A 25,032-nucleotide genomic window follows, 5' to 3' on the forward strand; every position below is an offset into this window, starting at 1 on the left:
TCTAAAAGTCAAGTAAACTATACAAAAAGATTGCTTTAATAATCTTATATTTAACCTATATTCACATTTAAAGCTACTTTTTCTGGTCTTTTATCTCATTCTTTTTCTGAATAGAATCAGCTTTTAAATCCCGTTGTGTCAAACGATAAGCCTTGAGGATAGGGTCTTCCTTATCCTCTAAACCATCCATTTTCTTGAAAACTTCACGTAGCTTCTCAACATGCTGACGGTCTCTGCGTAACCGTTTATCAAGCATAAGCCCAACATCAAACTCTAATAGAGAATGGGCTGGCTTCTTCTCTAAGATATCTCGCTTCGGCATCTTCTTCAACAGTTCACGCCCGTCAACAACCTGTTTTCCTATCACCACGACCTCATCAAGATAATGTTCAGCGGGAAAAAGAAAGACTGTATCACGCAACACCTCATCTCTCAACAGTTTCTCAGGTGCGTATCCTTTCTTTTTGAAAGTGGCAGTCTGAAATGAATCAGGTAGATTAATGATGCCTTGCCAAGTAGTAAGTCCCACATTCTTTCCATCCGCACTAACCAACACATCACGTATCGGAAAGTGCGTAGCCCCATCACATACCAGAACTTTTTGTGCCTGAACTGACGAGAATGGTAGCAAAAGCCACAAAAAAAATAGAACAAGTCGTATCTGCATAACTATCACTTCGACACAGCAAACTTACACAAAAGTTTTCTCATTTAGCTTCCTCCGTAATTATTTTTATCGTAAAAACACAAGACTGTAACATTGTTTAAGAATGAAAACCCATCTATCATCAAAAAACAAAGCACTCTCTTGTTTTATCAAAACTTGCTTTCCATAATACTAAAAAAGGTATTTACATCGCTACTTTGAGACAGACACCGAATTACTTTCATGAAAAAAAGAATTTATTTTCATGAAAACAAATATTTTTCTTCGTGAAAATAAATATTTTTTTCATGAAAATAATTCGGAAACAGCTTATTCTTACCTTGCTCTCATCGCATTAAGAACGGCAAGAACCATCACGCCAACATCGGCAAAGACGGCTAATCCCATACTTGCCATACCAAAGGTGGCAAGGAGAAGGACCGCAACCTTTATACCAATAGCAAACCAGGCGTTCTCTTTTGCAATAAAGATAGTACGACTGGAGAGCTTGATTGCAAGCGCAATCTTCGAAGGTTTGTCATCCATCAATACTACATCGGCAGCTTCGATAGCAGCATCACTACCCAAAGCACCCATAGCAATACCCACATCAGCACGTGCCAACACAGGCGCATCATTGATACCATCACCGACAAAGGCGATTGTTTCGTTTCCACTCTTCTCTGCAATGAGCCGTTCAACGTGGCTCACCTTGTCGGCAGGGAGCAGTTCTGCATAATATTCCGTCACCTTTGTCTGTTCAGCAACTTGCTCAGCAACTTCCCTCTTGTCGCCGGTCAACATAACAGTCTTACGAACACCTAATGCTTTCAGCTGCTCAATAGCTTCAATGGCATCAGCTTTCAACTGGTCAGAAATAATAATATGACCAGCATATTCACCATCAACAGCAACGTGAACCATCGTACCGATGTGGCTGACACAACGTTTGCAAACAGGTATTTCCATCCCAAGTGCTGTCATCAAACGAGCATTACCAACGCTTACTTTCTTACCATTTACAGTGGCAGTGATGCCCTGTCCTGCCGTTTCTTGTATATTATCTACGCAGCAATTATCCTTCTCTTTAGCATAAGCTGTGCGAAGAGCAATGGCGATAGGATGCGTAGAAAAACGTTCTACGTGGGCTGCCAAATGGAGCAACTCTTGTTCAGAAAGTTTCTCAGGGTGGATAGCCTCAACCTCAAAAGTTCCCTTTGTCAATGTTCCCGTCTTATCGAAAACTACCGTAGAGAGCTTTGTCAAAGCATCCATATAGTTGCCACCCTTGATGAGGATACCCTTATGGGATGCGCCACCGATACCCGCAAAGAAGGTCAGCGGGATAGAGATAACCAAAGCACACGGACAACTTACGACCAAGAAAGTCAATGCACGATAAAGCCAAATACCGAAAGCGGGTGCATAACTATCATAGAAAAAAGGAGGAATAACAGCTAAGGCAAGGGCTGCAATCACCACGATAGGCGTATAGACACGTGCAAAACGTCGGATGAACGATTCGCTGCGTGACTTGTTATCGCCTGCTTGCTCAACGAGTTGGATAATCTTTGCTGCCGTAGACTCGCTGTAAGGCTTGTCAACACGTACTTTCAACACACCAGAAAGGTTGACACAACCTGAGATAACGTCCATCCCCGCACTGACATCACGTGGCATACTCTCACCTGTCAAGGCTACGGTATTAAGACTGGACGTTCCCTCAAGTACCTTTCCATCCAATGGAATCTTCTCTCCTGGCTTCACTATCACCGTCTCACCAATCTTTACCTCTTCAGGACTTACCCTCGCTACCACTCCATTTTGCTCCACGTTGGCTACATCGGGACGGATATCCATCAGCTCAGAGATGGAGTCGCGTGCCTTATCTTCCGCATAATGCTCAAAGAGTTCGCCCAATTGAAAGAACAACATTACGAAGACTCCTTCGATAAACTGTGGTTCAGCACCAGGAAGGAAACCGATGAGCAATGCACCAATTGTCGCAATACTCATAAGGAAATTCTCATCAAAAGGGTCACCTTCCATAACGCCCTCAATAGCTTCACCTAATACATCATAACTGATAACCAGATAAGGAACCAAATAAACAAGCAACACCTGCCACATTGGGAGTGCTACAAAATGCTCAACAAGCCATGCTCCTGCGAGGAGTACAGCCGTAAGAATAATTCTTAAAAGTTTCTTATTCATAACCTTAAACCTATTACTGCATTAATAATCTGCTGCAAAGATAAAGATTATGTTTTGCAACTGGGTTGCAAAGGTGGTTGTAATGAAATGAAAAAACACACAGCTTTTTAACCTTTTTCTTTTCACCTCTCAACCCTATTAGCTTTTAAAACATTCCTTCCTTTTGCTTTTTTGCCTTCTTACTCCTTTACTATTCAAAGCCTTTTCGTTACCTTTGCATCTATGAAAATAGGAACGATAGATTTTGGGGAGCGCCCACTATTCTTGGCTCCGATGGAAGATGTGACAGATATTGGCTTCCGAAAGATGTGTAAACGTTTCGGTGCAGCTATGGTATATACGGAATTTGTGTCGGCTGATGCAGTCATCCGCAGTATCAAGTCAACGCTTTCAAAGATAGTCATTGACGACAGCGAGCGCCCTGTAGGAATACAGATATACGGCAGAGATGTAGCTTCAATGGTTGAAGCAGCTAAGATTGTAGAACAGGTTAAGCCCGACGTGATTGATATTAACTTTGGTTGTCCAGTGAAGAAGGTGGCTAACAAGGGCGCTGGCTCTGGTATGTTGAAGAACATCCCACTGCTACTTGATATCACACGTGAGGTGGTGAAGGCTGTCAACACACCTGTCACAGTGAAAACTCGTTTAGGTTGGGATAACGACAACTTGATTATTACCGACCTTGCAGAGCAACTGCAAGACTGTGGTATACAGGCATTGACGATTCATGGACGTACCCGTTCACAGATGTACACAGGTGAGGCTGACTGGACATTGATAGGTGAGGTAAAGAACAACCCACGCATTCATATCCCCATCATTGGCAATGGTGACGTGACAAGTATTGAGGAAGCGAATGAGAAGTTCGACCGTTATGGTGTTGATGCCGTGATGATTGGTCGTGCTACCTTTGGTTGTCCGTGGCTCTTCAATCAAAGCGATAAGCAGTTGACTATCGATGACAAGATTGATATTCTTGAAGAAATGCTACGTATTAATGTGGAGCGTATTGACGAACATCGTGGCATCTTGCATACTCGTCGTCACTTAGCCGCATCGCCTATCTTCAAAGGAGTACCTGACTTTAAGCAGACACGCATCGCCATGTTACGTACAACAAAGATGGATGAGCTGATGGCTATCCTTGAAGATTGCAGGGAGAAGCTAAGGGAATGATAATTAATAAGGCTTATAGGCCTAATTAGGCTAATAAGGCTAATTAGCCCAATAAAACCAAAAAAGGAAGAAACCGAGTGGCTTCTTCCCTTTTTCAGTCGGGATGACCAGAGTCGAACTGGCGACCCCTACGTCCCGAACGTAGTGCGCTACCAACTGCGCTACATCCCGATTGCTGTATAAGCAGATGCAAAGATAATTATTTTTTCAGAACTATCGTAAACTTTCTTTCTTTTTTCTTGCCTGCTATAACAAGGCTGGAAGTTCAAAAGTTTGATTCCATTACTACCTTTTATCAAGATATAATGGTCTTCAGGACGCTGACGAGCTATCTCTGCTTTTACTTCCTCTATGTCATTGAACTTACGGAAATCAGTTTGTGTTTTGCCAAATTCCTCTCCTACTAACCACACATTACGAATATCCGTAGCCTTTAATAGCTCTACAATCTTCTGATGTTCTTCTGCAGAAGCCTCTCCAAGTTCGCGCATATCACCGAGAATAGCCATCTTATTCTCTACATCCATCAGCTGGAAGTTCTCTATCGCAGCAGCCATACTGGATGGATTAGCGTTGTAAGCATCCACAATAAGTTTGTTATGTGCCGTCTCTGTCAACTGTGAACGATTGTTATGAGGCACATAATTCTCCAAAGCATGGTTGATTTGCTGTGGCGTAACACCAAAGTGAAGACCAATAGCAATGGCTGCCAACATATTATCTAAGTTGTAAGAACCAATGAGATGGGTCTGGACTTCGTAGGTGGTAGGTGATGGGTGGTGGGTGTTAAGGCTTGATGATTGCCATTCAAACTTCAAGCATGGCGCACAACTAACAACATAACCCTGTACGTCAGCAGTATCATCCTGTCCATAAGTTATGATACGATTAAACTCACGTTGTTTTGCCATCTCTATCAAGTCAGGATTGCTCTCATTAAGAAAAAGCAGACAATCATGCGCTTTGAGGTAATCATAGAGTTCACCCTTCGTCTGCTTTACGCCCTCAAAACTACCAAAGCCTTGCAGATGAGCACGTCCGACATTGGTAATCAAACCGCAAGTTGGCTCTGCGTATGTAACCAGTTTCTCAATGTCACCAGGATGAGAAGCACCCATCTCGATAACCGCAATCTCGTGTTCAGGACGAATATCAAGTAAGGTGCGAGGCACACCCACATCATTGTTATAATTTGCCTCAGTATGATGAACATTAAACTTCTCAGCCAAGACAGCAGAGATAAGTTCCTTGCTCGTTGTCTTCCCGTTTGTTCCTGTAATACCAATCACAGGGATTGAGAACTGACGGCGATGTTCGCGTGCCAATTCCTTATAAGTAACAAGGGCATCATCAACGAGGATATAACGCTCGTCACCTGCCTTTGCATATTCTTTCTCGTCAATGATTGCATAGCTACAGCCTTTTTCCAAAGCTGCTTCAGCAAACTTATTCCCATCGAATGAGGTTCCCTTCAATGCCACGAAGATACTTCCTTCAGGACAGTTACGACTATCGGTGGTCACGATGGGATTCGTTTGGTAAATCTTATATATATCTTGTATATCCATTGCGTTTACTTTATTCTTAGTGCAAAGGTAAGCTAAATGAAAGACAATGCAAAGCAAAGAATGTCTTTTTTTATTCTTAGAAATGATGTTACCAATAGTTAGCGGGGTTGATAAGTTTGCTATTCGATGTAACCTTGATTTCACCCTACAACATATTGCATAGCAATTAGTGCTCAGCACCATTGGTGTTTACCATGAGCACAACACGTGCGAAGCATCCGCACGACATGTGTTAAGCATTCGCACAACGATAGAAAACCAACAGAAACATCGCTTAAAATGCTACATATGGGCGCAAACGCTCGATAGTTTCAGGGGTAAAGTCCTTTAATAGGTGAAGTTGTGATAGATTCGTTAGTTTTCCTTTCAGCCTTCGATAATCGCAGATAGCTCTTGCTTGATAGAAATTCATATAAGGATGCTTACGAAGTTGTGTTAGCGTTGCAGTATTAAGATTAATCTTCTCCGTATGTGGATTAACCACGGAAAAGTAAGGCAAGGCTTCTTCAGGAAAGCCATCTATCTCTTGTAACTGTCCGACCACAACGTATCCACCTAAACGTTTACCATAATTGACAATCGCACGAGCCCACCCAGAGCCAATACCAGGCACCTTCTTTAGTTGGCTTGTGTCAGCTGTAGCGAGGTTAATATGCTCACCCACCTTTAGTTTCAACGGATAACGGAGGGTATCACGTTCATTACCTTTGTTCGGTTTATACGTATTTTGCGCCTTATAAGCCTCATAAGCTGCATGCGCTGCCCGCTTATCAGCCTCCTTTTTGGCAATATAGGCTTGTACGGAAGCAAGCGTGGAGGCTGGTTCGTATTCGTCACTAATTGTTATATAAGGCTCCAACTCCCGATACTGCTTGCGTGTAAGTCCGTAAAGGCGAGCAAAGTCCATCGGCGAACGATAGACCCCTCCTTTAGAACGATACTTGATAATATTGCGTACTTGATAAGGAGCCAGTCCTAATTGTTGTAACTCTTCGGCTGTAGCTGTATTCGGATCGAAAGGAAAGAGGTGTCGTCCTTCTGACGTCACAACTTCAGGAAGTTGTTCTTTATGAGAAAAAGATGTAGGCTTTCTATGGCTTAGACTATCGTTTTTCACGTCTGCTGTTTCCGTTGTCTGATTGCCTACAAAGATTATCAAACCCAGACAACAGATAATGAACAGCAATAATACTAAGATTACTTTCCTATCAGATTTATGAAGATAGAATAACGATTGAGGTTTCATAGGTTGTTGAATTTTAGTTATTCATGACATTCGAGGGACACGAACGTTTAAGGAGTATATATTTAATAGACAATAGAGAGTGTAAAAAGTAAATAAAATCAGGTATAAGATATCAAAAGAAGAAGGTTTCACGTCCCTCCCTTCGAAAGGAAGGGACGGTAAGGGGGGCATCTATCAGCTAACTTAAAAGACTCCTAACTGATGTAAGAAGATAGCAAGAATAGCCAACGGACAAACAAAGCGGATAAGGAAGTAATAAGTTCCAAAGAAGATACCACGTGTGGTTCCCCAGTTCGTAAATTCATCCTTTACCAGCTTTTTAGGCACATACCAGCCAATGAACAGACAGGTAAGAAGTCCACCTACAGGGAGGAAGATTTGTCCTGTCACAAAGTCGAAGACATCAAACAGATTGACGCCTGCCACCTTGAGGAAGCTCCAATCGCCCAACGATAAAGAACAAATAGCACCAATCAGTGAGCAACCACCCGTAACAATCATTGCTGCATGTGAACGACTGATGTGTAACTCCTCTTGAAAGAAAGCTGTACTCACCTCATGCAGAGAGATTAACGAAGTCAACGCTGCCACAGAAAGCAACAGATAGAATGCTAAAGAAATGACATATCCTAACATGGGCATGCTTGCAAAGGCCTGTTCAAAGACATTGGGTAACGTGATGAAGATAAGAGAAGGACCGCTATCAGGACTTACGCCTACCGAGAAGGCTGCTGGGAAAATCATCAGACCCGCCAAGATAGCAACACAGGTATCAATAACGCCAATCTGTACAGCCGAGTTCAACAACTTTGTATGACGACTATAGTAAGATGCATAAGTACAGATACAACCCATTGCGATACTCATCGAATAGAATGATTGCCCTAAGGCACCAAGAAAAACGTCACCTGTCACCTTACTAAAGTCGGGCTTCAACAAGAATTCAATACCCTTACTTGCTCCTGGAAGCAAACAAGATGCAACGACAATAGATACCAAGAGGATAAAAAGTGCTGGCATCATTATCTTTGAAGCACGCTCTATACCATTCCTAACGCCATGGATGATAACGTAATGCGCAAAGAGAAGAATCATCACTGTCCACAGAACTGGCTTCCAAGGATTGGTGGAGAAGTCTGTAAAATACGACTTGAAATAATCTGGTGTACCATGCAGATGTCCCAAAGTTGAGGCTATACCATATTGTAGACACCATCCAGAAACCACAGCATAATAACCAGTAATAAGGAAACCAGTGAGCACACCTAAGAATCCCACCCACTTCCAAGCTGTTCCATTGGATAACTTTGTATAGGCACGTGCCGTATTCGACGCCGCATGACGACCGATAATGAACTCGCTAATCATACAAGGCAAGCCTAACAATAAGATACAACCAATATAGATAAGAATGAAAGCTGCACCACCATTCTGACCTGTCATATAAGGAAAACGCCAAACATTACCTAAGCCGACAGCACCTCCTGCGGTGGCAAGAATCATACCTAACTTGCTTCCAAACTTTGCTCTTTTTTGTTCAACCATATAAATTTGACTTGAATATATGCGCAAATTTACGAAAAAATATCTATTTTTGTATCAAATTAGAAGTGAAATATGAACAAATTACAGCATATCTTAACTAAATACCCATTTAGTTGTATTATTGTAATAGGTACTTGGATATTGTGTTTTATGAATATTCCAGAAACTCCCCTGAGCAATGTTAGGTTTATTGATAAGTGGACACATAGTCTTATTTACTTAGTTTTAGGACTGAGCATAAGTCTTGAATACATACGCACAACAAAACTTCCCAACCCCAAAATCATTGTTATTTGGGTCTGGTTAATACCTATTATGATGGGAGGACTTATAGAGATTCTTCAGTCCAAATGTACGAATGGGAACCGAAGTGGTGAATGGCTCGACTTCTTTGCAGATGCTATGGGTTCGACAATAGCCTTGCTTATCGGTATTCTGCTGGTACGATATCGCGCCAAAGTTTAAATGGATTTCGGCGCATTTGAGAATTATAAAAATGTCGGTTACCCGTCACCTCCAAGCCAATAAAGTCTGGTTTTTCAAAAGTTTCATCCTCACTACCTAACTCCACCTCCGCCAAGACGAGCCCTTCATTATCACCATGAAACTCGTCTATCTCGAAGGTATGTCCGCCAAAAGGAACAAGATAACGATGTTTGTCAATTACACCCGGCTCGCATAACAGCATAAGTTGCTGTGCTTCCTCCAGTGTAATCTCTTTCTCAAACTCATAACGTGATAAGCCACCTGCGCGTGATGGACCTTTGATTGTAAGATACCCTTTATCGTCCCTGATACGAACACGAACGGTATTAACAGCAGCAAAATATCCTTGTTGTATATGACTACAACCGTTTGCATGCTTTTTCCAGTCCATATGCTTATGAACTAAGAACTTTCTTTCAATCTCTAATCCACTCATGAGAACCCCCTTGTTAAAATAACAACCGACTGTTGCCTATCAAAGGCACATCAGTCGTCCACTATCAATACTATGATTATTAGCTATTTGATGCTATAATGATTGTAAGGATACCCAAAGCAACCAATATCACTGCAATCCATGCAATAACACGATTAGCCTGTTTTTCTTGTTTAAGTTCTCTTTTCTTACGGTTTACTTTACTTCTTTCGCTCATAGTTATATTATTTAAAGATTATATATCACAAATAAATAAGGTGGCAATGAGGTTCTTACTCCTCTGTAGGGAACTCCATTAGATAAGCTTTGATGAAGTCATCAATCTTACCATTCATCACACCATCCACATCAGAAGTCTGATAATTCGTGCGGTGATCCTTCACACGACGGTCATCAAAGACGTAACTACGAATCTGACTTCCCCATTCTATCTTCTTCTTACCAGCCTCTATCTTAGCCTGTTCTTCCATGCGCTTCTTCATTGCACGGTCATACAACTGTGACTTCAAGAGCTGCATAGCCTTAGCACGGTTCTTTGGCTGGTCGCGGGTTTCCGTATTCTCAATCAAGATTTCTTCCTGTTCTCCAGTGTCAGGGTCTTCATATTGATAGCGAAGACGAACACCCGACTCAACCTTGTTGACGTTCTGTCCACCCGCACCACTCGAACGGAAAGTATCCCAACTAACACGAGCTGGGTCAACATATACCTCGATAGTGTCGTCTACCAATGGCGTTACGAAGACACTGGCAAAGCTTGTCATACGCTTACCTTGGGCATTGAACGGACTGACACGTACCAATCGGTGCACACCATTCTCACTCTTCAAGTAGCCGTAAGCATATTCTCCACCCTCGAACTTCATTGTCACACTCTTAATACCAGCCTCATCGCCATCCTGTATATCAGAGATGGTCACTCTATAACCCTGTGCTTCTCCCCAACGCATATACATACGCATCAGCATAGAAGCCCAGTCTTGACTCTCCGTACCACCTGCACCAGAGTTAATTTTCATCACACACTCCATCGGATCCTCCTCCTGACGTAGCATATTCTTAAGCTCTAAGCCTTCAATTACCTTAAGAACCTTAGCGTATGCGGTGTCAACTTCCTCTTCAGTGACAAGTTCATCTTTATAGAAATCAAATGCTAACTGTAACTCATCAGCCAACGCACGAGCCTTATCATAGTCTTTGACCCATTTTTCAATGTCCTTAACTTTCTTCATCTGCTCCTGTGCACGAGCTGGATCATCCCAAAAGTCTGGGGCTTGTGTACGGAGTTGTTCCTCTTCAAATTCTATTCGCTTCTTGTCAATATCAAGATAGCGATGCAACGCTTCAGTGCGCTCTTGTATATCTTTTAGCTGATCTGCTGTTATCATATCTTTTCTTTTATCGTTGGGAGGGAGATTTGGAGAACTATGATGCCTGGAAAGAGTCAATCCTAAAAGCCAAAGAAGCCCCCAAAACAATTAACTTGCCAACCTGTCAACTTGTTAACTTGTCAACTATTCCTCGTACATCTTTTCAATTACATCATGATAGCGGCGGTTAACAACCGAACGTTTCAGCTTCAACGTATTCGTTAACTCTCCACTTTCCATTGAGAAGTGGTGAGGAAGAAGAGTGAAACGTTTAATCTTTTCGTAGGATGCCAAACGCTGTTGTAAGGTTTCGATACGCTCACGCATCATCTCATTGACACGCTTATTCTGGCATAACTCCTCACGATTCTTAAACTCTATATGATTCTCTTTTGCCCACTCTTCCAGTACAGAGAACTCTGGTACAATTAACGCAGCAACAAACTTACGCTGGTCAGCAATCACTGATACTTGCTCAATGAACTTATCAACCAACAGCATAGCCTCCACCATCTGTGGTGCTATATACTTACCATTTGAAGTTTTGAAGAGGTCCTTGATACGCTCCTTTAAGAACAATTCTCCGTCTTTCATATAACCAGCATCACCCGTATGGAAGTAGCCATCCTTATCGAAAGCCTCTGCATTAGTTGTATCACGCCGGAAGTAACCTGGCATAATCGTAGGACCTTTCAGCATTATCTCACCTTCATCACTAATCTTTATATCAATTCCTTCGATTGGTCTACCCACAGAACCGACTGTATAAGGCTGTCCAATATGATCACAGCTAACGGTTGCCAAACTCTCTGTCAGACCGTAACCAACAATCATATTAATTCCAATGCTATGTACAAATTCCTCAACCTCAGGCGAAACATACGCACCAGCCGTCGGGAAGATATGCGGATTTTCCAATCCTAACTGCTTACGCACAAGGCTCAACACCGTCTTATTGACAAACTTGTACTCCATCTCCAAAGTTAAAGGAACACGTTTTCCTCGTGCGACATACTGTATGTTACGCTTTCTTCCAACATTCAACGCATGATAAAACAGCTTACGCTGAACAATACTGGAGTTCTCCATGCGCTCCTTTACCGCTACATAAACTTTCTCCCAAAAGCGGGGAACAGCAGCCATACTCGTAGGATGGGTTTCGCGCATACTCTGCTGTATCTCCTTTGGATAAGTGTTTACAATCAATTCCGCACCCACAGAGAGGCCCAAATAAGCCCAACCACGCTCAAAGACGTGACTGAATGGCAGAAAATTGATAATACGGTCTTTACTATTTACAGGCACACTCTTCGTATTCCCCTCCATAGCTGCATGATACATCTTATATGTCAAGATAACACCTTTACTCTCGCCAGTGGTACCACTTGTATAAAGGATATTACAAATATCATCATAACTTGCCTCTGCCCAACGGTCTTCAACCTCCGACTCACGTGGTAGACCTTCTCCTAACTTCAAGAAGTCTTCAAAATAAATTGTATTAGGGTCATGCGTACTAAGACGTACACTTGAATCAAAGACTATGATTCGTTCCAGTGTAGGACAAAGAGAAACGACACGACGTGCCTTGTCATATTGCTCCTGTTCACCAACAAAAAGAAACTTCACACCAGCATCTTGAATCATATATTGTATCTGCTGCTCAGAACTTGTTGCATAGAACGGAATGCTAATCACACGTACACCGTATGCACCAAACTCCGTGTAAAGATGATAAATAGTGTTTTGTGAAAACACGGCAATAGTTTCTTGAGGCTTCAAACCAAGGTTCAAGAGCGCATTTGACACTTCCTTTACGCGCATTGAAAACTGATTCCATGACACAGTCCTCCATTTCAGACTACCAAAGTTACGGAAAGTGATTGCTGGTTTCGCACCGTATTTTTTTGCTTGTTCATGAATAAGAACAGAAAGATGTCCAATTGTCTGCATTGTTTCTTAATTTATCTTCGCCCAATCAATATATATAAAGACCTTGAGAGACATTTATTCATACAACTGATTGTACTTTATTTTCTGCAAATATAAACATTTATCCGCAAAGCAAAAAATAATTAGATATTAAATTACAATTTTAGCCGTTTGCTTTTCCCCTAACAAACAAAGAAGATTAGAACAATTATTTTCCTTAATAGAACAAAGCAAACAACTCATGGATATCAATTATAAAAGTAGGAGATTACGATAAGACTCTACAGAAATAACTTCTATGTATTTTTCAGCAATAAGTTGAAGCCATTTACATAACACTTTTCGATGTGTTTAGTACTCCGCACCAATGGTGTTAACCATCCGCACGATATGTGCGAAGCCTTAGCACGACACGTGCGAAGCAGCAATACATCCGCTTATAATAAGGAGAAAGGGACATTAAAACCATATATAACAAGGGAAATGAGGTGAAAATGGCAAACTAATAGAGCGAGAAGATTTACCAGACAGCTATCAAAGAAGATTTTTCTTCATAATAAAAACAATTTTCTTAATGACAAAAAAGAATTATCTTCATGAAAAGAAATCTTTCTTCTCATGAAGATAATTTAGTTATAACATACTTATTGAGGTTTGAAAGACGATAAAACACGAAGCAAATTATCATCACTTTGAACCCAATAAGCTCACCTTATTTATATAGAAGATAGTATGCTTATTAGCGCAACCATTGCTCTGGATTCAGCTTAGCGGTCTCCTTACGCAGCTGGAACTGGAGAATACCAGTCCTACCAACGGTTCCGATGGTCTGTCCCGTACCAACCTTCTGTCCTTTGCTGACGCCAACAGAACCCAAGTTAGCATAGACGGTGATATAGATACCATGACGAACCATCACGACACTCATACCTCCTGCCATAAAGACACCACTCACCTCGCCCATAAAGACACTGCGAACAGCACTGCCAGGAGCACCCTTAATATTGATACCATCATTATTCAAACGGATATTTGACATACCAGCCACATTATACTGACCAAAATGGCTGACAATCTGACCCGACAATGGCATTGGCAATCGACCACGGTTATTGGCAAAATTTCCCGTTATAGCACGGTCGGCCGAGCTAAGCATATCATTGTTTTCAGCAGCCGATGCTCTCGCAGCTGCAGCCTCACGAGCAGCACGCTCACGGTCAGCATCAGCCTTACGCTCGGCAGCCACACGATTTGCCTCAGCCTCACGCGCCATTTGGTCGGCACGTGCCTTCTCGGCAGCAGCACGCGCCTCAGCCTTTTCTTGTGCAGCCTTAGCAGCTGCTTCCTGCTGCTCAACCTTACGAATAGCACGCTCACGAGCCGTAGCACGTTCTTTCTGCAATGCTTCTTGACGAGCTTTCTCAGCGGCAGCACGCGCAGCGGCAGCACGATCAGCAGCCTCTTGACGAGCTTTCTCAGCAGCCTCAGCAGCAGCACGAGCGGCGGCTTTAGCTTTTGCCTCACGCTCCTTTGCCTCAGCAATACGACGAGCATTCTCACGAGCAGCAGCTTCTGCAGCAGCCTTCTTTCGCGCTAACTCTTCGGCACGCTTCTTAGCGGCAGCGGCACGAGCAGCAGCCTGGGCTTTAGCTTCTGCTATTGCACGTTCACGAGCCTTCTGTATTTCAATCTGAATGAGTCGGTCAATCTGCGCATTCAAAGCCTGTTGCTGCTGGCGACGTTGAGCAATAACACCCTGCAACACCTTCTGGTCGTTCTGCAAAGAAGTTACAACCGTCTGCTGTTCAACACGTTTACGTTCCATCTGAGCATGTACCTGACGGTCTTTATACAGAAGGTTACTCTTGTTGACACGCACCTGCTTCAACTGTGAATGCTTCTCATCCACCTGCATCTGCTTGGCTTTGAGCTGTTCACCCTGCGCACGCTGGTAGGCTGCATACTCACGTACGAAACGAAGACGACGATACATCTGTGTCAGGTTCTTAGCCGAGAAGACGAACATCAACTTGTCTTGAATACTACGATGACGCGCCATATAACGCATAGAACGAATGAAACGAGCACGACGCTCACCCAACTGTGCTTCAAGCGAAGCTAACTGACCTTTCAGAATACCGATATTAGAATCCAAGCCTTTGATATCTGTGGCGATGGTATCTATCGTTCTCTGGTGTTGACCAATTTCTGTATCAAGGCGGACTATCTTCTGCAGACGGTCATCAACGTCCTTCTGCTTTACTTTCATTTCCTCCTCGTGTTCTGAAATCTCTTTTTGTAGCTTTAAATTCTGCTGCTGTAAGCCCTTAATTTCTTCTGTTGTCACATAGGCAGGTCCTTTTGCGCCCTTCTTACCTGTACGAGCGTTGCGTACAACAGCCTTACCACGAACAACTTGCTGTCCCTTCACCAAAGTTTGTTGCTCCTCGATTTGAACCTGTTGTCCCTTGACGGCTTGCCGTTGTTGCTGCTTGCCCCGCTGTTGCTTACCCTTTACTTGGGTTTGAGGTTGCACATTCTCAACAACCTGCTTCTTACCTTTTATGTTAGTTGCAGGTGTTATCGTTTGCTTGCTATTGAGTGCTTTTACAGCCTTTTTACCCTTCCTTTTTACAGAAGTATTAGTTTCAACGGGTTGAGTTATAGCTGTCTTATGCTGTCTTCTATGCTTACGTGAATGCTGAGCAGAAACCGTCAGCATACACACGATTGACAATATGAATAATAAAGAAATACGTTTCATTTAAAAGTTCATTAGTTTGCCGAGGATATCCTCTACGCTTACTTTTGTATACTTATCAGATGGTGTGGTAATAACTTCCCAATCATTGGCATCGCTGAAGCTCTCAAGATCGAAGTTTGCCTTAAGTGTCTTTGCTGCCTTTTGACCAATTTTCGGAGTATTAATAATCAAAGCCTGACTTGCAGGGAACAGCTTTGAGCCAAACGCCTTGAAGTTATCGTAAGTCCATGAGAGCTTTGAAGAGCCATGAGTGTTGCTGTTATAAGTAACAGTCGTTAGGACAATCTGATTATTCTTAGCGTTGACAGACCAGTTATAATCCATCTTTCCGTCTTTAAGACTAATCAGCATTGGACCTTCTGCCTGTGCTTTGCTTTCATCAACAGTAAACTGTGAGAGGTCTGCCTCACTCACTTTTTGCTGGCGTGGAATGAATACCTGGTTCCAGAAAAGCGACTGCAAAGAATAGAAGTTGATACCATTATCACGCAAAAAACCGACCTCATCGTAGCTTGCCTTTACATACTGCTTGTGGATGCGGTCGATGAAGAGAACATAATCCTTTGCAAACTCAATGCGCCCAACCTCACTACGAAGAATTGGAATCAGCAACTGCAAACGAATAACCTCATCTTTACGCATACGTAAGATACCAGGGACGGTAATATCCTTGTGCCCATCATTGAGCGTAAACGTGAGATTTGAAACAAGATTCTTTTGATAAAGTGCATTGTCAGTAACACACTGCATAAAAACAACACTCTCCATCTTGTTATCCTTTACGACGGGTGCTGCTGGCTGTACAGCTTTGTTTTCCTGTATAGGTTTCTGCTGCACTACGGCTTTCTTTGTACCACATGATGCTACCAAAAAGGTAGTCATGCTTATGAGTAATATCTTTGTTATCTTCATTCTGCTATGTATTTCTTTAATTGTATCTTCTTCCTCAGTATCGCACTCTCGTTACCTCCTTTGAGAGCTTGCTGCCAGAAGTCAAGAGCTTTCTCTATATCGCCTGTCTGTGCATAGATATCACCAGCGTGTTCCTTGACAACATTGCTGAGTGTTGAGTCATTACGGATAGCCTGTTCGATGTATATCTTCGCCTCTTCGTAACGCTTTTGCTGAAAGAGAATCCATGCGTAAGTATCGAGATAAGTACTATTATTAGGCTCTGCCTTGATAGTCTTGTAACTCATCTGCTCTGCCTTCGTAAGGTCCTTATTCTCCTCACTGAGGTAATAAGCATAATTGTTCAATGCCGCAACATTGTCAGCTTTCCACTGCAAACAACTATCATAGGCTTCAAAAGCCTCATTGTTGCGTCCTTTCTCATGAAGGATATCACCCATGATAGCGTAAAAGTCTGAAACAATATCCGGATTACTGTCTGGCTTTATCTGTCCTACTCCCTTTCGGAATGTCTCCAAGGCGGCGTCAATGTCGTGCTTCTGAAACTGAGCCATACCTTGGAAGTAATAGAATGCCATCTCATCAGGATTATACTCAATGGCAGGACGGCAAAGAGAAATAATCTTATCGTAATCTTTCGAGTCCCAAATATTCTGAATCAAGGCAATTCTTGCACGCGAGTTATCAGGTTCTACCTCAATAGCTTTCTCATAAACACGATTGATTTCAGCCTTTGGTTGCTTGCGGAGTGTCATATATGCGGCTTTAAGCATATAGATATCAGCATTTTCTTGAGGGACAGCTAACGCCACAGATAAGAGTCTCATCACCTCAGTACTGTCAGGATTATTATCCTTCTGACTGCCAGTAATAACCTGACGGAGTAACTCTAACTTCGCTTCCTTTTCTGTTTTTGGCGATTGCAGCAGTTCTTGTAGAATTGTTTTTACGGTTGCCTTGTCTCCGATTTCGTTATAATAATCCATCATGGAGAGTTTAGCAAGCGAGTTGTTTGGGTCTTCTTTCAGTACATCACGGTACTTCTGAAGGGCTTCCTTCTTCTTACCATTCTGCAAAAGCCAGTTTCCGAACATCACACGATAGTTGAGGTCAAGCGGATGACTGTCAACGAGTGCCTTCAACTCATCGTACTCCTTGCGCTTTTCTCCCATCTGCTCGTAGAGTTGCATCTTACTAAGTGAGATCTGTTCGTTGGTTCCTTCCAATGTTTCCAAGCGTTCCAAGCACTTAATCATCATCTTGTATTCATTCTGAGAACCATAGAGCTGATAAAGAAGTTGCAACACATCAGAGCGCGTTTTATTGGATTCATAAAGCCTTTCAAAGGCATTAATGGCATTAGGATAGTCTTTCTGTGTAACATAAAGCTTTCCTAATTTCTCCTGATAAACCGAGTTGTCAGGATCAAGACTTGCCGCCTTCTCAAAGTATTCACGTGCCAGTGCATCCTTCTTCATATCCACATAAAAGGCAGCCAACTGATAATAAACCTCTGGAGCCTGTGGGTTAAGGTCGTGCGCATGGCGCAGAAGGTCAAAAGCAGCCGTAAGATTGCCCATATCCTGCTGTCGAATGGCTTCAAGGAAGAAGTAATCATAGCTTTGAAGGCTATCCTTTCGGTCAGCATGTATGCCCAAAGAACCACCCAACAAAGCAAGAGCAAGGAGGGTACGGTGCATCTTTATGACTTTCAAAATAACGTTATTGAACATTTATCGTTTCTTTCTTTGTCTTTACTTCACACCCGTATGACCGTATCCACCTTCACCGCGTTCAGTCTCATCAAGCACTTCTACTTCAACAAACTCAGCCTGCTCATGGCGTGCAATGACCATCTGAGCAATGCGTTCTCCATCGTTAATGATGAAAGGCTCATTCGAGAAGTTAATAAGCAGTACCATGATTTCACCACGATAGTCGGCATCAATCGTACCTGGAGAGTTGAGAACGGTCAGCCCATGCTTCAATGCAAGACCACTACGAGGGCGCACCTGTGCCTCAAAACCTACTGGAAGTGCGATATGAAGACCGGTAGGAATGAGTCTTCTTTCCATTGGTTGCAGTACGATTGGTGCATCGATATTAGCGCGGAGGTCCATCCCTGCACTCTGTGAAGTAGCATAAGCAGGAAGTTGCTGATGCCCTTTATTAATTACTTTTATCTGTGTCATTGCCATATAATAAGGTACAAAATTAAGCATTTAAAGCCACATTCATACATTTTATGAAGTAAAAAACTTGTTTTTAGCCAATTTTAATTACTTTTGTGTGTAGCTTTCAAGCCCCCAACTCATCAACACCTCATTTCATCAACACCCAACATTCAACACCCAACACCCAACAACTCCCGCAATGAACTGGCATCAACTCATATCTAACAAGCGTCTCGGACAAGAAGAACGTCACGCACTTCGACACGATGACCGCTCTGAATTCAAGCGTGACAGCGACCGATTGATTTATTCTGCACCGTTCCGACGACTGCAGAACAAAACTCAAGTCTTCCCGCTTCCGGGTAGTGTCTTTGTACACAACCGCCTAACTCACTCCTTAGAAGTAGCTTCCTTGGGTAAATCCTTGGGTGATGACGTGGCAAGAAGACTCATCGAAATACACCCAGAGTTGCGTGGTACGCTCTTTGAAGAGATTGGAACCATCGTACAGACAGCCTGTTACGCCCACGACATGGGTAACCCTCCGTTCGGTCATAGTGGTGAAAAGGCTATTCAAGCTTTCTTTACAGAAGGACCGGGAGCCTGCTTAAAAGACAAAGTTAGCCCTCATTTCTGGGAAGACATCACCCATTTTGAGGGTAATGCCAACGCCTTCCGCCTATTGACTCATCGCTTTTTAGGTCGAAGAGAAGGTGGTTTTGTGATGACTTATAGTACCCTTGCAAGTATCGTAAAATATCCTTTCAGCTCTACCTATGCAAGTAAACACGGCAAATTTGGCTTCTTTGCAACGGAAGAAGAAACCTATAAGAAGATTGCTGACGAATTAGGTATCATACAAAAGGATAGCTCTGAGGCTGGCATACGCTACGTCCGCCATCCGCTGACCTACCTTATGGAGGCAGCAGACGATATCTGTTATGAAATTATGGATATCGAAGACTCACACAAACTCAAGCTCCTATCCTTTGAAGAGACAGCCGACCTGCTCCTTGGTTTCTTCGATGAAGCCACAAGAAAGAGCATCCGAAAGCGTATAGAAGACGAGGGTGTGACCGACCAAAACGAACAAGTGGTTTACTTCCGTGCCCGCGCCGTAGGATTATTAGAGGCAGAATGCGTCAATGTCTTTGTTGAACACGAGGAGGAGATACTCAACGGAACCTTTGAAGAGTCGCTCATCAAGCATATTTCTGAGCTTCCCCGACAGGCTTACAAACGCTGTACAGAGGTTTCAGTGGATAGGATTTACCGCAGTAAGGCAGTCCTCGACGTTGAGTTATCAGGCTACAAAATCATGGAAACACTAATGGAAGCACTCATCGGTGCTGCCGTTGAGCCTGATCATTTCCACAGTCAGCAACTTATCAGACGTTTCTCAAGCCAGTATGACATCCAAAGTCCTTATCTTGAAACACGTATCATGGCAGTCCTTGACTTCATCAGTGGAATGACAGATATCTATGCACTCGACATCTACCAGAAGATAAATGGTATCAGTTTGCCACTGATATAAAAGCCTCCCCCGACCCCTCCAAAGGGAGGGGAGGCAAAGAGGGAAAAAGAGGGGGTATAGTTATCACACTATTATCTCATACATACTCGTTTAAAAGGGCTTGAAAAAGAATGCCACATGGGAAGACTTGGAGTTGTTTTTAATATGGAAAATCAATATAAAGACACCCACAACACATTTGTCTTAACTCCATTTCACTCCTTTAACTCCTTTAACTCCAGATTTATCTCCCTCCCTTTCACTCCTTTAACTCCTTTAACTCCTAAATAGCAACAATGGAAAATCAATATAAAAAGACCTTTCCTGACCTTATGGTAGGAAAGAAGATTATCTACGTTCACGGCTTTATGTCAGCCGGTTCAAGTCATACGGTACAGATACTGCAAGACTATATGCCTGAAGCTACCGTCATAGCCCCCGACCTCCCTATACATCCAGAGGAGGCAATGGAACTATTGCGCAACCTCGTTGACACCGAAAAGCCCGACCTTATCATTGGCACTTCAATGGGAGGTATGTACACGGAGATGCTTTATGGTGTCGACCGTATCTGCGTAAATCCTGCTTTTCAGATGGGAACAACCATCAGCGAGACGAATATGATGGGTAAACAGGTGTTTCAAAATCCACGACAAGACGGCGTACAGGAGGTTATCGTAACCAAGGCATTGGTAAAGGAGTATAAAGAAATCACCGAACAATGTTTCTCACAGGTGACGGAGGAAGAACAACAACACGTCTTCGGACTTTTTGGTGATGCTGACCCCGTTGTCCACACCTTCGACCTTTTCCACGAACATTACCCTCAAGCTATCCGTTTTCATGGTGAACACCGTCTCATTGAAAAGGCTGTTTTCCACTATCTCATGCCCATCATCCGGTGGATTGACGACCGACAGGAAGGGCGCGAACGTCGTACGGTACTCATTGATCAGAACACACTCGCTGATGGATATGGTAAACCGAAATCAAGTCTGAACAAAGCTTACGAGTTCTTACTTGATAACTATAACGTTTTCTTCGTATGTCCTGCACCAACAAACAATCCATCAGCCGTCACTGAACAACAGGCATGGATTGAAGATGCTTTCAGCGCACCAGCGTGGAACCATACTATCTTCACGAACCAGCCCCAGCTTCTCTATGGCGACTACTTCATCAGTAGTACTGAACACGACGACTTCCTCGGAACAAGCCTACTTTTTGGTAGCGAAGAGTTCAAGACTTGGGAGGAAATTATTACTTTCTTTGAACGCTTGGGAGGACAGTAAGCAGGCAAAAAGACTCACTTCGGTGAATTATTTTCATGAAAAGAAATATTTTTCATCGTGAAAAGAAATATTTATTTTCATGAAAATAAATTCTTCTCTTCATGAAAATAATTCACAACAATAGGCTTTCTGCAATAAAGAACGCTCACAACCAACTGACTACAAAGCAATAACACGCACGCAAAACATAACCCAATGAATTAGTCCCCACGCATTGTATAAAGGCAATTCCTCTTTATTAAGAGGACTGGGGAAACATTATCATAATGGCACACGAACTATTCTCACGTATCGCTGACATCCTTTTGGCACCTTCTGAAGCGCAGGCACTCATCATGCACGAGACACTCGTCATTGCATGTCATGAAGGATTGAAAAATACCCGACATGGTTTCGGCAACCTTTCTTCGCAGGTGGAGTCACTCTGCAGACAGCATAATATTGCCCCACAGGACATTGTGGCAATCCAGAAAATGCGTCGACACAGTAACTCTTACGCTCCTATTCTCCCGGAAGACGTGGCTTACGACTGTCGTGCCTTGGCTATCTTCGTGTCTGCTGTTGTGCAGGAGGCTATTCCCTCGTTCCTTGTTGGGAAGATTCCTGCACACGGACGTATCACAGAGAACATCCAAATTACGAATTATCGTTACATTCGTTGTATCGTAAGAGAGTGGAACGACAGTATTATTCAGGTGGCTGTGACCAATCAGGACAGCAGCGAAGAGCTCTTGATGGTTGACTATATGAACACACCAGAGTATGTTGACTTCAGCTACTTACGCTCATTGCTACGCGAAGGAATGCAGCTAAATCTTCTTGACTGTACTGTTAACAGAAAGAAGGTTGTACCCCGTCTTATAGTTGTGGAGCCTGACTATCTGATAGACATCTCTACCATTGCTAATTGTTTTGAAAGTTACGGACATCACCCGTTGCTTTTCACCGTCAACAGACTTACCCCTCGTCCCACAAACAAGCACATTGTTTTAGGTAACTTTGCTGGTTCTGCTCTCGATGATATCATCAATCATCCTGCAGGATACGACATCAAAGAAACCTTCCGTTCTAACTTCAAAGAGAAGGCTTTGGACTATGCGATCTGTCCCGACTTTGATGCAGCATCTTTCAAACAAGATGCAGAACGACAGGTGGAGAATATCAAGGGGATTGTTGACGAAATCTTCCAAACTTTCGACCGTGAGAAAGCTATTCTTGAGCCGTCTTTCGTTTGCGAGCGATTGGGCATACAGGGTCGTGTAGACTTGATGACAACCGACTTAAAACTACTTGTTGAGCAGAAGTCGGGCAAGAATACTTTTATTGAACGCAAATACAAAAATTTACATGGGTCACTCCATGTTGAGAAACACTACGTGCAGTTGCTGCTCTACTATGGTATCCTGCAATATAACTTTCAGCTTAGTCCGAAGAATGCACACATCCAACTGTTGTATTCTAAATACCCCCTACCCGACGGATTACTCGAAGTGGAGCCACTGCAAACCTTGATACGCGAGGCTATTCGCTTCCGTAATCAAGCCGTAGCTACAGAGTTCTGGGTGGCTGAAAATGGCTTTGATAGGATGTTGCCATTGCTCACACCGCAGACATTGAACATTGAGAAGCAAAACGACAACTTCTATAACAGATACCTCTTACCACAGCTCACAGAGACACTGGCGCCACTTCACCAACTCAACGGCCTTGAACGTGCTTATTTCACACGTATGATGACCTTTGTTATCAAGGAACAATTAGTATCGAAAGTGGGTGTACAGGAAGGTGTAGGAAACAGTAATGCTGACCTTTGGAACATGCCTCTTGCAGAAAAAAAAGAGACAGGAAACATCTATACAGGACTGACTATCATCGAGAAAAAGCGTAGCAGCTCGTTCAATGGCTATGATACAATTACACTCGCTGTACCCCAACAAGGCGAAGATTTCCTCCCTAATTTTCGCCGAGGAGACATGATTTATCTCTATACGTACAAGAAGAACGAGGCACCTGACGTGAGAAAGAGTATTCTTTTCAAAGGTTCTTTACAGGAGATACATAGCAACAGCATTGTTGTACACCTCAATGACGGACAGCAAAACCCTGACCTTATCAGCGGAGATTACTTCGCTATTGAGCATGCAGGTAGTGACATCGGTGGCACATCAGCTATCAGAAGTCTTTACACTTTCATCACTTCAAACGAAGAACGTCGTCAATTGCTCTTGGGACAGCGTGCGCCACGCTCTGACAAGTCGCTGACCCTATCTCGCAGTTACCATCCCGATTATGACGAAATCATCTTGAAAGCTAAGCAGGCACAGGATTATTTCCTTCTTATCGGTCCTCCCGGCACAGGAAAGACCTCGCAGGCTCTGCAATTCCTTGTGCGTGAACAGTTGGCAGGGAACATCTATTCACAACCATCTTCAGCCTATTCAGCAGAAGATTCTGAGCACAACAAACTTTCAGAAACCATCAACACCCAACACTCAACACCCAACACCCAACCATCCCTCCTCCTCCTTGCCTATACAAATCGTGCTGTTGACGAGATTTGTAATATGCTAACAGAGAATAAACTTGACTATATCCGCATCGGTAATGAGTTCAGTTGTGACCCGAAATATAGTAACCATTTGTTGAAGGAAGTGTTAGATGACAACGCAACTCTCAACAGCATAAAGTCTACCTTAGCAGATGCCCAAATTGTTGTAGCCACAACCTCTACTATGAACAGCAATGCTACGCTCTTTAATATCAAGCATTTCGACCTCGCAATCATTGATGAAGCAAGTCAGATATTAGAGCCTAATATTATTGGCTTACTTTCTACCCAGCATGCAGAAAGGCGTGCGATAAAACGGTTTATATTGATAGGCGACCATAAACAATTGCCTGCTGTGGTGCAACAACAGGACACTTTAGAAACGGAAGAAACCAATACTTTCCTCAAAAGCATCCACCTTTTATCATGTGCTAATTCTCTCTTTGAACGCCTTATCCTCACAGAGCGGGCAGCAGGGAGAACTGAGTTTGTTGGTACACTGCACAAACAAGGACGCATGCATCCGGATATTGCCGACTTTGCTAATCGTAAGTTTTACGCACGCGAACAACTCGAGTGTGTGCCATTAGCCCACCAGATGGAGCAGACCTTAGCTTATAACGAAGCAAGTGAAGACGAAACAGACGACCTTTTGAAGGCACATCGTATGATTTTCATCCCTTCAAAGCCGTGCCGACAACTGAATATTTCAGAGAAAGTAAACACGGAAGAGGCACGTATCATTACCGACCTGCTTAGACGTTTATACCGACAACTCGGCAATAACTTTGACCCTCAGAAGTCTGTTGGTGTCATCGTGCCTTACCGCAACCAGATTGCAATGATTAGAAAGGAGATTGAGAAACTCGGTATTCCCGAATTAGAAGAAATCAGTATTGATACCGTTGAACGTTATCAGGGTAGCCAGCGTGACATCATCCTCTACTCCTTCACCATTCAAAGTCGCTATCAACTCGACTTCCTCACCACCAATACCTTCTACGAAGATGGTCAACCCATCGATCGTAAACTGAATGTTGCCATCACAAGAGCCCGCAAACAGCTGATTCTTACTGGTAATGAGCCAACATTAAGACAAAATCAAATCTTCGCAGAACTCATTGATTATATCAAAGAAAAGGGTGGATATTATGCAGAAAAGGCATAGTCTGAACAAGAGGGAATCTACAAACAAGACACACGT

General features: G+C 43.0%; 17 protein-coding genes, 1 tRNA gene and 1 pseudogene. 5 read left to right on the forward strand and 14 right to left on the reverse strand.

Annotation, left to right across the window (positions count from 1 at the left end; genetic code table 11):
• Positions 1 to 73: 73 nt before the first annotated feature.
• Together J5A56_RS06160 and J5A56_RS06165 are read right to left on the reverse strand one after the other, a co-directional pair.
• A complete protein-coding gene (locus J5A56_RS06160; RefSeq protein WP_021672242.1) occupies positions 74 to 667 on the reverse strand; it encodes a hypothetical protein in 594 nt (197 codons plus the stop codon).
• A gap of 315 nt (positions 668 to 982) precedes the next feature.
• Positions 983 to 2,860, reverse strand: coding sequence for a heavy metal translocating P-type ATPase (locus tag J5A56_RS06165; protein WP_021672243.1), 1,878 nt, complete (start codon positions 2,858 to 2,860; stop codon positions 983 to 985).
• Between the two features lie 222 nt (positions 2,861 to 3,082).
• Between J5A56_RS06165 and dusB the strand changes: the two genes are divergently transcribed.
• On the forward strand, positions 3,083 to 4,039 hold the full coding sequence (gene dusB, locus J5A56_RS06170) for a tRNA dihydrouridine synthase DusB (protein ID WP_021672244.1): 957 nt from the start codon (positions 3,083 to 3,085) through the stop codon (positions 4,037 to 4,039).
• A gap of 98 nt (positions 4,040 to 4,137) precedes the next feature.
• On the opposite strand, the gene J5A56_RS06175 is transcribed toward dusB, so the two are convergent.
• The 4 genes and pseudogenes from J5A56_RS06175 to J5A56_RS06190 form a co-directional block, all read right to left on the reverse strand.
• A tRNA-Pro gene (locus J5A56_RS06175) sits at positions 4,138 to 4,210 on the reverse strand.
• 75 nt (positions 4,211 to 4,285) lie between these two features.
• Positions 4,286 to 5,607 (reverse strand): annotated as a pseudogene (locus J5A56_RS06180) (UDP-N-acetylmuramoyl-tripeptide--D-alanyl-D-alanine ligase).
• A 274-nt stretch (positions 5,608 to 5,881) separates the two neighbouring features.
• A complete protein-coding gene (locus tag J5A56_RS06185; RefSeq protein WP_021672246.1) occupies positions 5,882 to 6,853 on the reverse strand; it encodes a ComEA family DNA-binding protein in 972 nt (323 codons plus the stop codon).
• A gap of 183 nt (positions 6,854 to 7,036) precedes the next feature.
• Positions 7,037 to 8,398, reverse strand: a complete 1,362-nt coding sequence (locus tag J5A56_RS06190) for a sodium-dependent transporter (protein ID WP_021672247.1) — start codon at positions 8,396 to 8,398, stop codon at positions 7,037 to 7,039.
• A gap of 72 nt (positions 8,399 to 8,470) precedes the next feature.
• On the opposite strand from J5A56_RS06190, the gene J5A56_RS06195 reads away from it, so the two are divergent.
• Positions 8,471 to 8,863 (forward strand): VanZ family protein, encoded by a 393-nt coding sequence (locus J5A56_RS06195; RefSeq protein WP_021672248.1) that lies wholly within the window; start codon positions 8,471 to 8,473, stop codon positions 8,861 to 8,863.
• Here J5A56_RS06195 and J5A56_RS06200 read toward each other — a convergent pair.
• The 8 genes from J5A56_RS06200 to dut form a co-directional block, all read right to left on the reverse strand.
• Positions 8,823 to 9,320 (reverse strand): CYTH domain-containing protein, encoded by a 498-nt coding sequence (locus J5A56_RS06200; RefSeq protein WP_021672249.1) that lies wholly within the window; start codon positions 9,318 to 9,320, stop codon positions 8,823 to 8,825. The genes J5A56_RS06195 and J5A56_RS06200 overlap by 41 nt on opposite strands.
• Positions 9,321 to 9,399: 79 nt before the next feature.
• Positions 9,400 to 9,537: a hypothetical protein gene (locus J5A56_RS06205; RefSeq protein WP_021672250.1), complete on the reverse strand. Its 138-nt coding sequence runs from the start codon at positions 9,535 to 9,537 to the stop codon at positions 9,400 to 9,402.
• A 55-nt stretch (positions 9,538 to 9,592) separates the two neighbouring features.
• Positions 9,593 to 10,708 (reverse strand): peptide chain release factor 2, encoded by a 1,116-nt coding sequence (gene prfB, locus J5A56_RS06210; RefSeq protein ID WP_021672251.1) that lies wholly within the window; start codon positions 10,706 to 10,708, stop codon positions 9,593 to 9,595.
• A gap of 126 nt (positions 10,709 to 10,834) precedes the next feature.
• Positions 10,835 to 12,643, reverse strand: a complete 1,809-nt coding sequence (locus tag J5A56_RS06215) for an AMP-dependent synthetase/ligase (protein ID WP_021672252.1) — start codon at positions 12,641 to 12,643, stop codon at positions 10,835 to 10,837.
• 718 nt (positions 12,644 to 13,361) lie between these two features.
• On the reverse strand, positions 13,362 to 15,386 hold the full coding sequence (locus J5A56_RS06220) for a murein hydrolase activator EnvC family protein (protein WP_021672254.1): 2,025 nt from the start codon (positions 15,384 to 15,386) through the stop codon (positions 13,362 to 13,364).
• Positions 15,387 to 16,298 (reverse strand): DUF4292 domain-containing protein, encoded by a 912-nt coding sequence (locus J5A56_RS06225; RefSeq protein WP_021672255.1) that lies wholly within the window; start codon positions 16,296 to 16,298, stop codon positions 15,387 to 15,389.
• Positions 16,295 to 18,031, reverse strand: a complete 1,737-nt coding sequence (locus tag J5A56_RS06230) for a tetratricopeptide repeat protein (RefSeq protein WP_021672256.1) — start codon at positions 18,029 to 18,031, stop codon at positions 16,295 to 16,297. Before J5A56_RS06230 ends, J5A56_RS06225 begins: the two co-directional genes overlap by 4 nt.
• Positions 18,032 to 18,052: 21 nt before the next feature.
• Complete coding sequence (dut, locus tag J5A56_RS06235) at positions 18,053 to 18,490, reverse strand: dUTP diphosphatase (protein WP_036920055.1); 438 nt, start codon at positions 18,488 to 18,490, stop codon at positions 18,053 to 18,055.
• 181 nt (positions 18,491 to 18,671) lie between these two features.
• On the opposite strand from dut, the gene dgt reads away from it, so the two are divergent.
• The 3 genes from dgt to J5A56_RS06250 all read left to right on the forward strand — a co-directional run bounded on the left by dgt (position 18,672) and on the right by J5A56_RS06250 (position 24,996).
• Positions 18,672 to 20,009, forward strand: a complete 1,338-nt coding sequence (gene dgt, locus J5A56_RS06240) for a dGTP triphosphohydrolase (RefSeq protein WP_021672258.1) — start codon at positions 18,672 to 18,674, stop codon at positions 20,007 to 20,009.
• A 275-nt stretch (positions 20,010 to 20,284) separates the two neighbouring features.
• The gene (locus tag J5A56_RS06245; protein WP_021672259.1) at positions 20,285 to 21,280 is read left to right on the forward strand and encodes a YqiA/YcfP family alpha/beta fold hydrolase; all 996 of its coding nucleotides are present in this window, start codon (positions 20,285 to 20,287) and stop codon (positions 21,278 to 21,280) included.
• Positions 21,281 to 21,546: 266 nt separating this feature from the next.
• Positions 21,547 to 24,996 (forward strand): DEAD/DEAH box helicase, encoded by a 3,450-nt coding sequence (locus tag J5A56_RS06250; RefSeq protein ID WP_021672260.1) that lies wholly within the window; start codon positions 21,547 to 21,549, stop codon positions 24,994 to 24,996.
• Positions 24,997 to 25,032: the final 36 nt, after the last annotated feature.

This window comes from Prevotella melaninogenica (assembly GCF_018128065.1).
Taxonomy (GTDB): Bacteria; Bacteroidota; Bacteroidia; order Bacteroidales; family Bacteroidaceae; genus Prevotella.

Coding starts and splice junctions, on each gene's coding strand:
- J5A56_RS06205 (WP_021672250.1), bottom strand. CDS start 9,537: ATGAGCGAAAGAAGTAAAGTAAACCGTAAGAAAAGAGAACTTAAACAA.
- J5A56_RS06230 (WP_021672256.1), bottom strand. CDS start 18,031: ATGTTCAATAACGTTATTTTGAAAGTCATAAAGATGCACCGTACCCTC.
- J5A56_RS06225 (WP_021672255.1), bottom strand. CDS start 16,298: ATGAAGATAACAAAGATATTACTCATAAGCATGACTACCTTTTTGGTA.
- dut (WP_036920055.1), bottom strand. CDS start 18,490: ATGACACAGATAAAAGTAATTAATAAAGGGCATCAGCAACTTCCTGCT.
- J5A56_RS06160 (WP_021672242.1), bottom strand. CDS start 667: ATGCAGATACGACTTGTTCTATTTTTTTTGTGGCTTTTGCTACCATTC.
- J5A56_RS06165 (WP_021672243.1), bottom strand. CDS start 2,860: ATGAATAAGAAACTTTTAAGAATTATTCTTACGGCTGTACTCCTCGCA.
- dgt (WP_021672258.1), top strand. CDS start 18,672: ATGAACTGGCATCAACTCATATCTAACAAGCGTCTCGGACAAGAAGAA.
- J5A56_RS06250 (WP_021672260.1), top strand. CDS start 21,547: ATGGCACACGAACTATTCTCACGTATCGCTGACATCCTTTTGGCACCT.
- prfB (WP_021672251.1), bottom strand. CDS start 10,708: ATGATAACAGCAGATCAGCTAAAAGATATACAAGAGCGCACTGAAGCG.
- dusB (WP_021672244.1), top strand. CDS start 3,083: ATGAAAATAGGAACGATAGATTTTGGGGAGCGCCCACTATTCTTGGCT.
- J5A56_RS06195 (WP_021672248.1), top strand. CDS start 8,471: ATGAACAAATTACAGCATATCTTAACTAAATACCCATTTAGTTGTATT.
- J5A56_RS06190 (WP_021672247.1), bottom strand. CDS start 8,398: ATGGTTGAACAAAAAAGAGCAAAGTTTGGAAGCAAGTTAGGTATGATT.
- J5A56_RS06220 (WP_021672254.1), bottom strand. CDS start 15,386: ATGAAACGTATTTCTTTATTATTCATATTGTCAATCGTGTGTATGCTG.
- J5A56_RS06200 (WP_021672249.1), bottom strand. CDS start 9,320: ATGAGTGGATTAGAGATTGAAAGAAAGTTCTTAGTTCATAAGCATATG.
- J5A56_RS06185 (WP_021672246.1), bottom strand. CDS start 6,853: ATGAAACCTCAATCGTTATTCTATCTTCATAAATCTGATAGGAAAGTA.
- J5A56_RS06215 (WP_021672252.1), bottom strand. CDS start 12,643: ATGCAGACAATTGGACATCTTTCTGTTCTTATTCATGAACAAGCAAAA.
- J5A56_RS06245 (WP_021672259.1), top strand. CDS start 20,285: ATGGAAAATCAATATAAAAAGACCTTTCCTGACCTTATGGTAGGAAAG.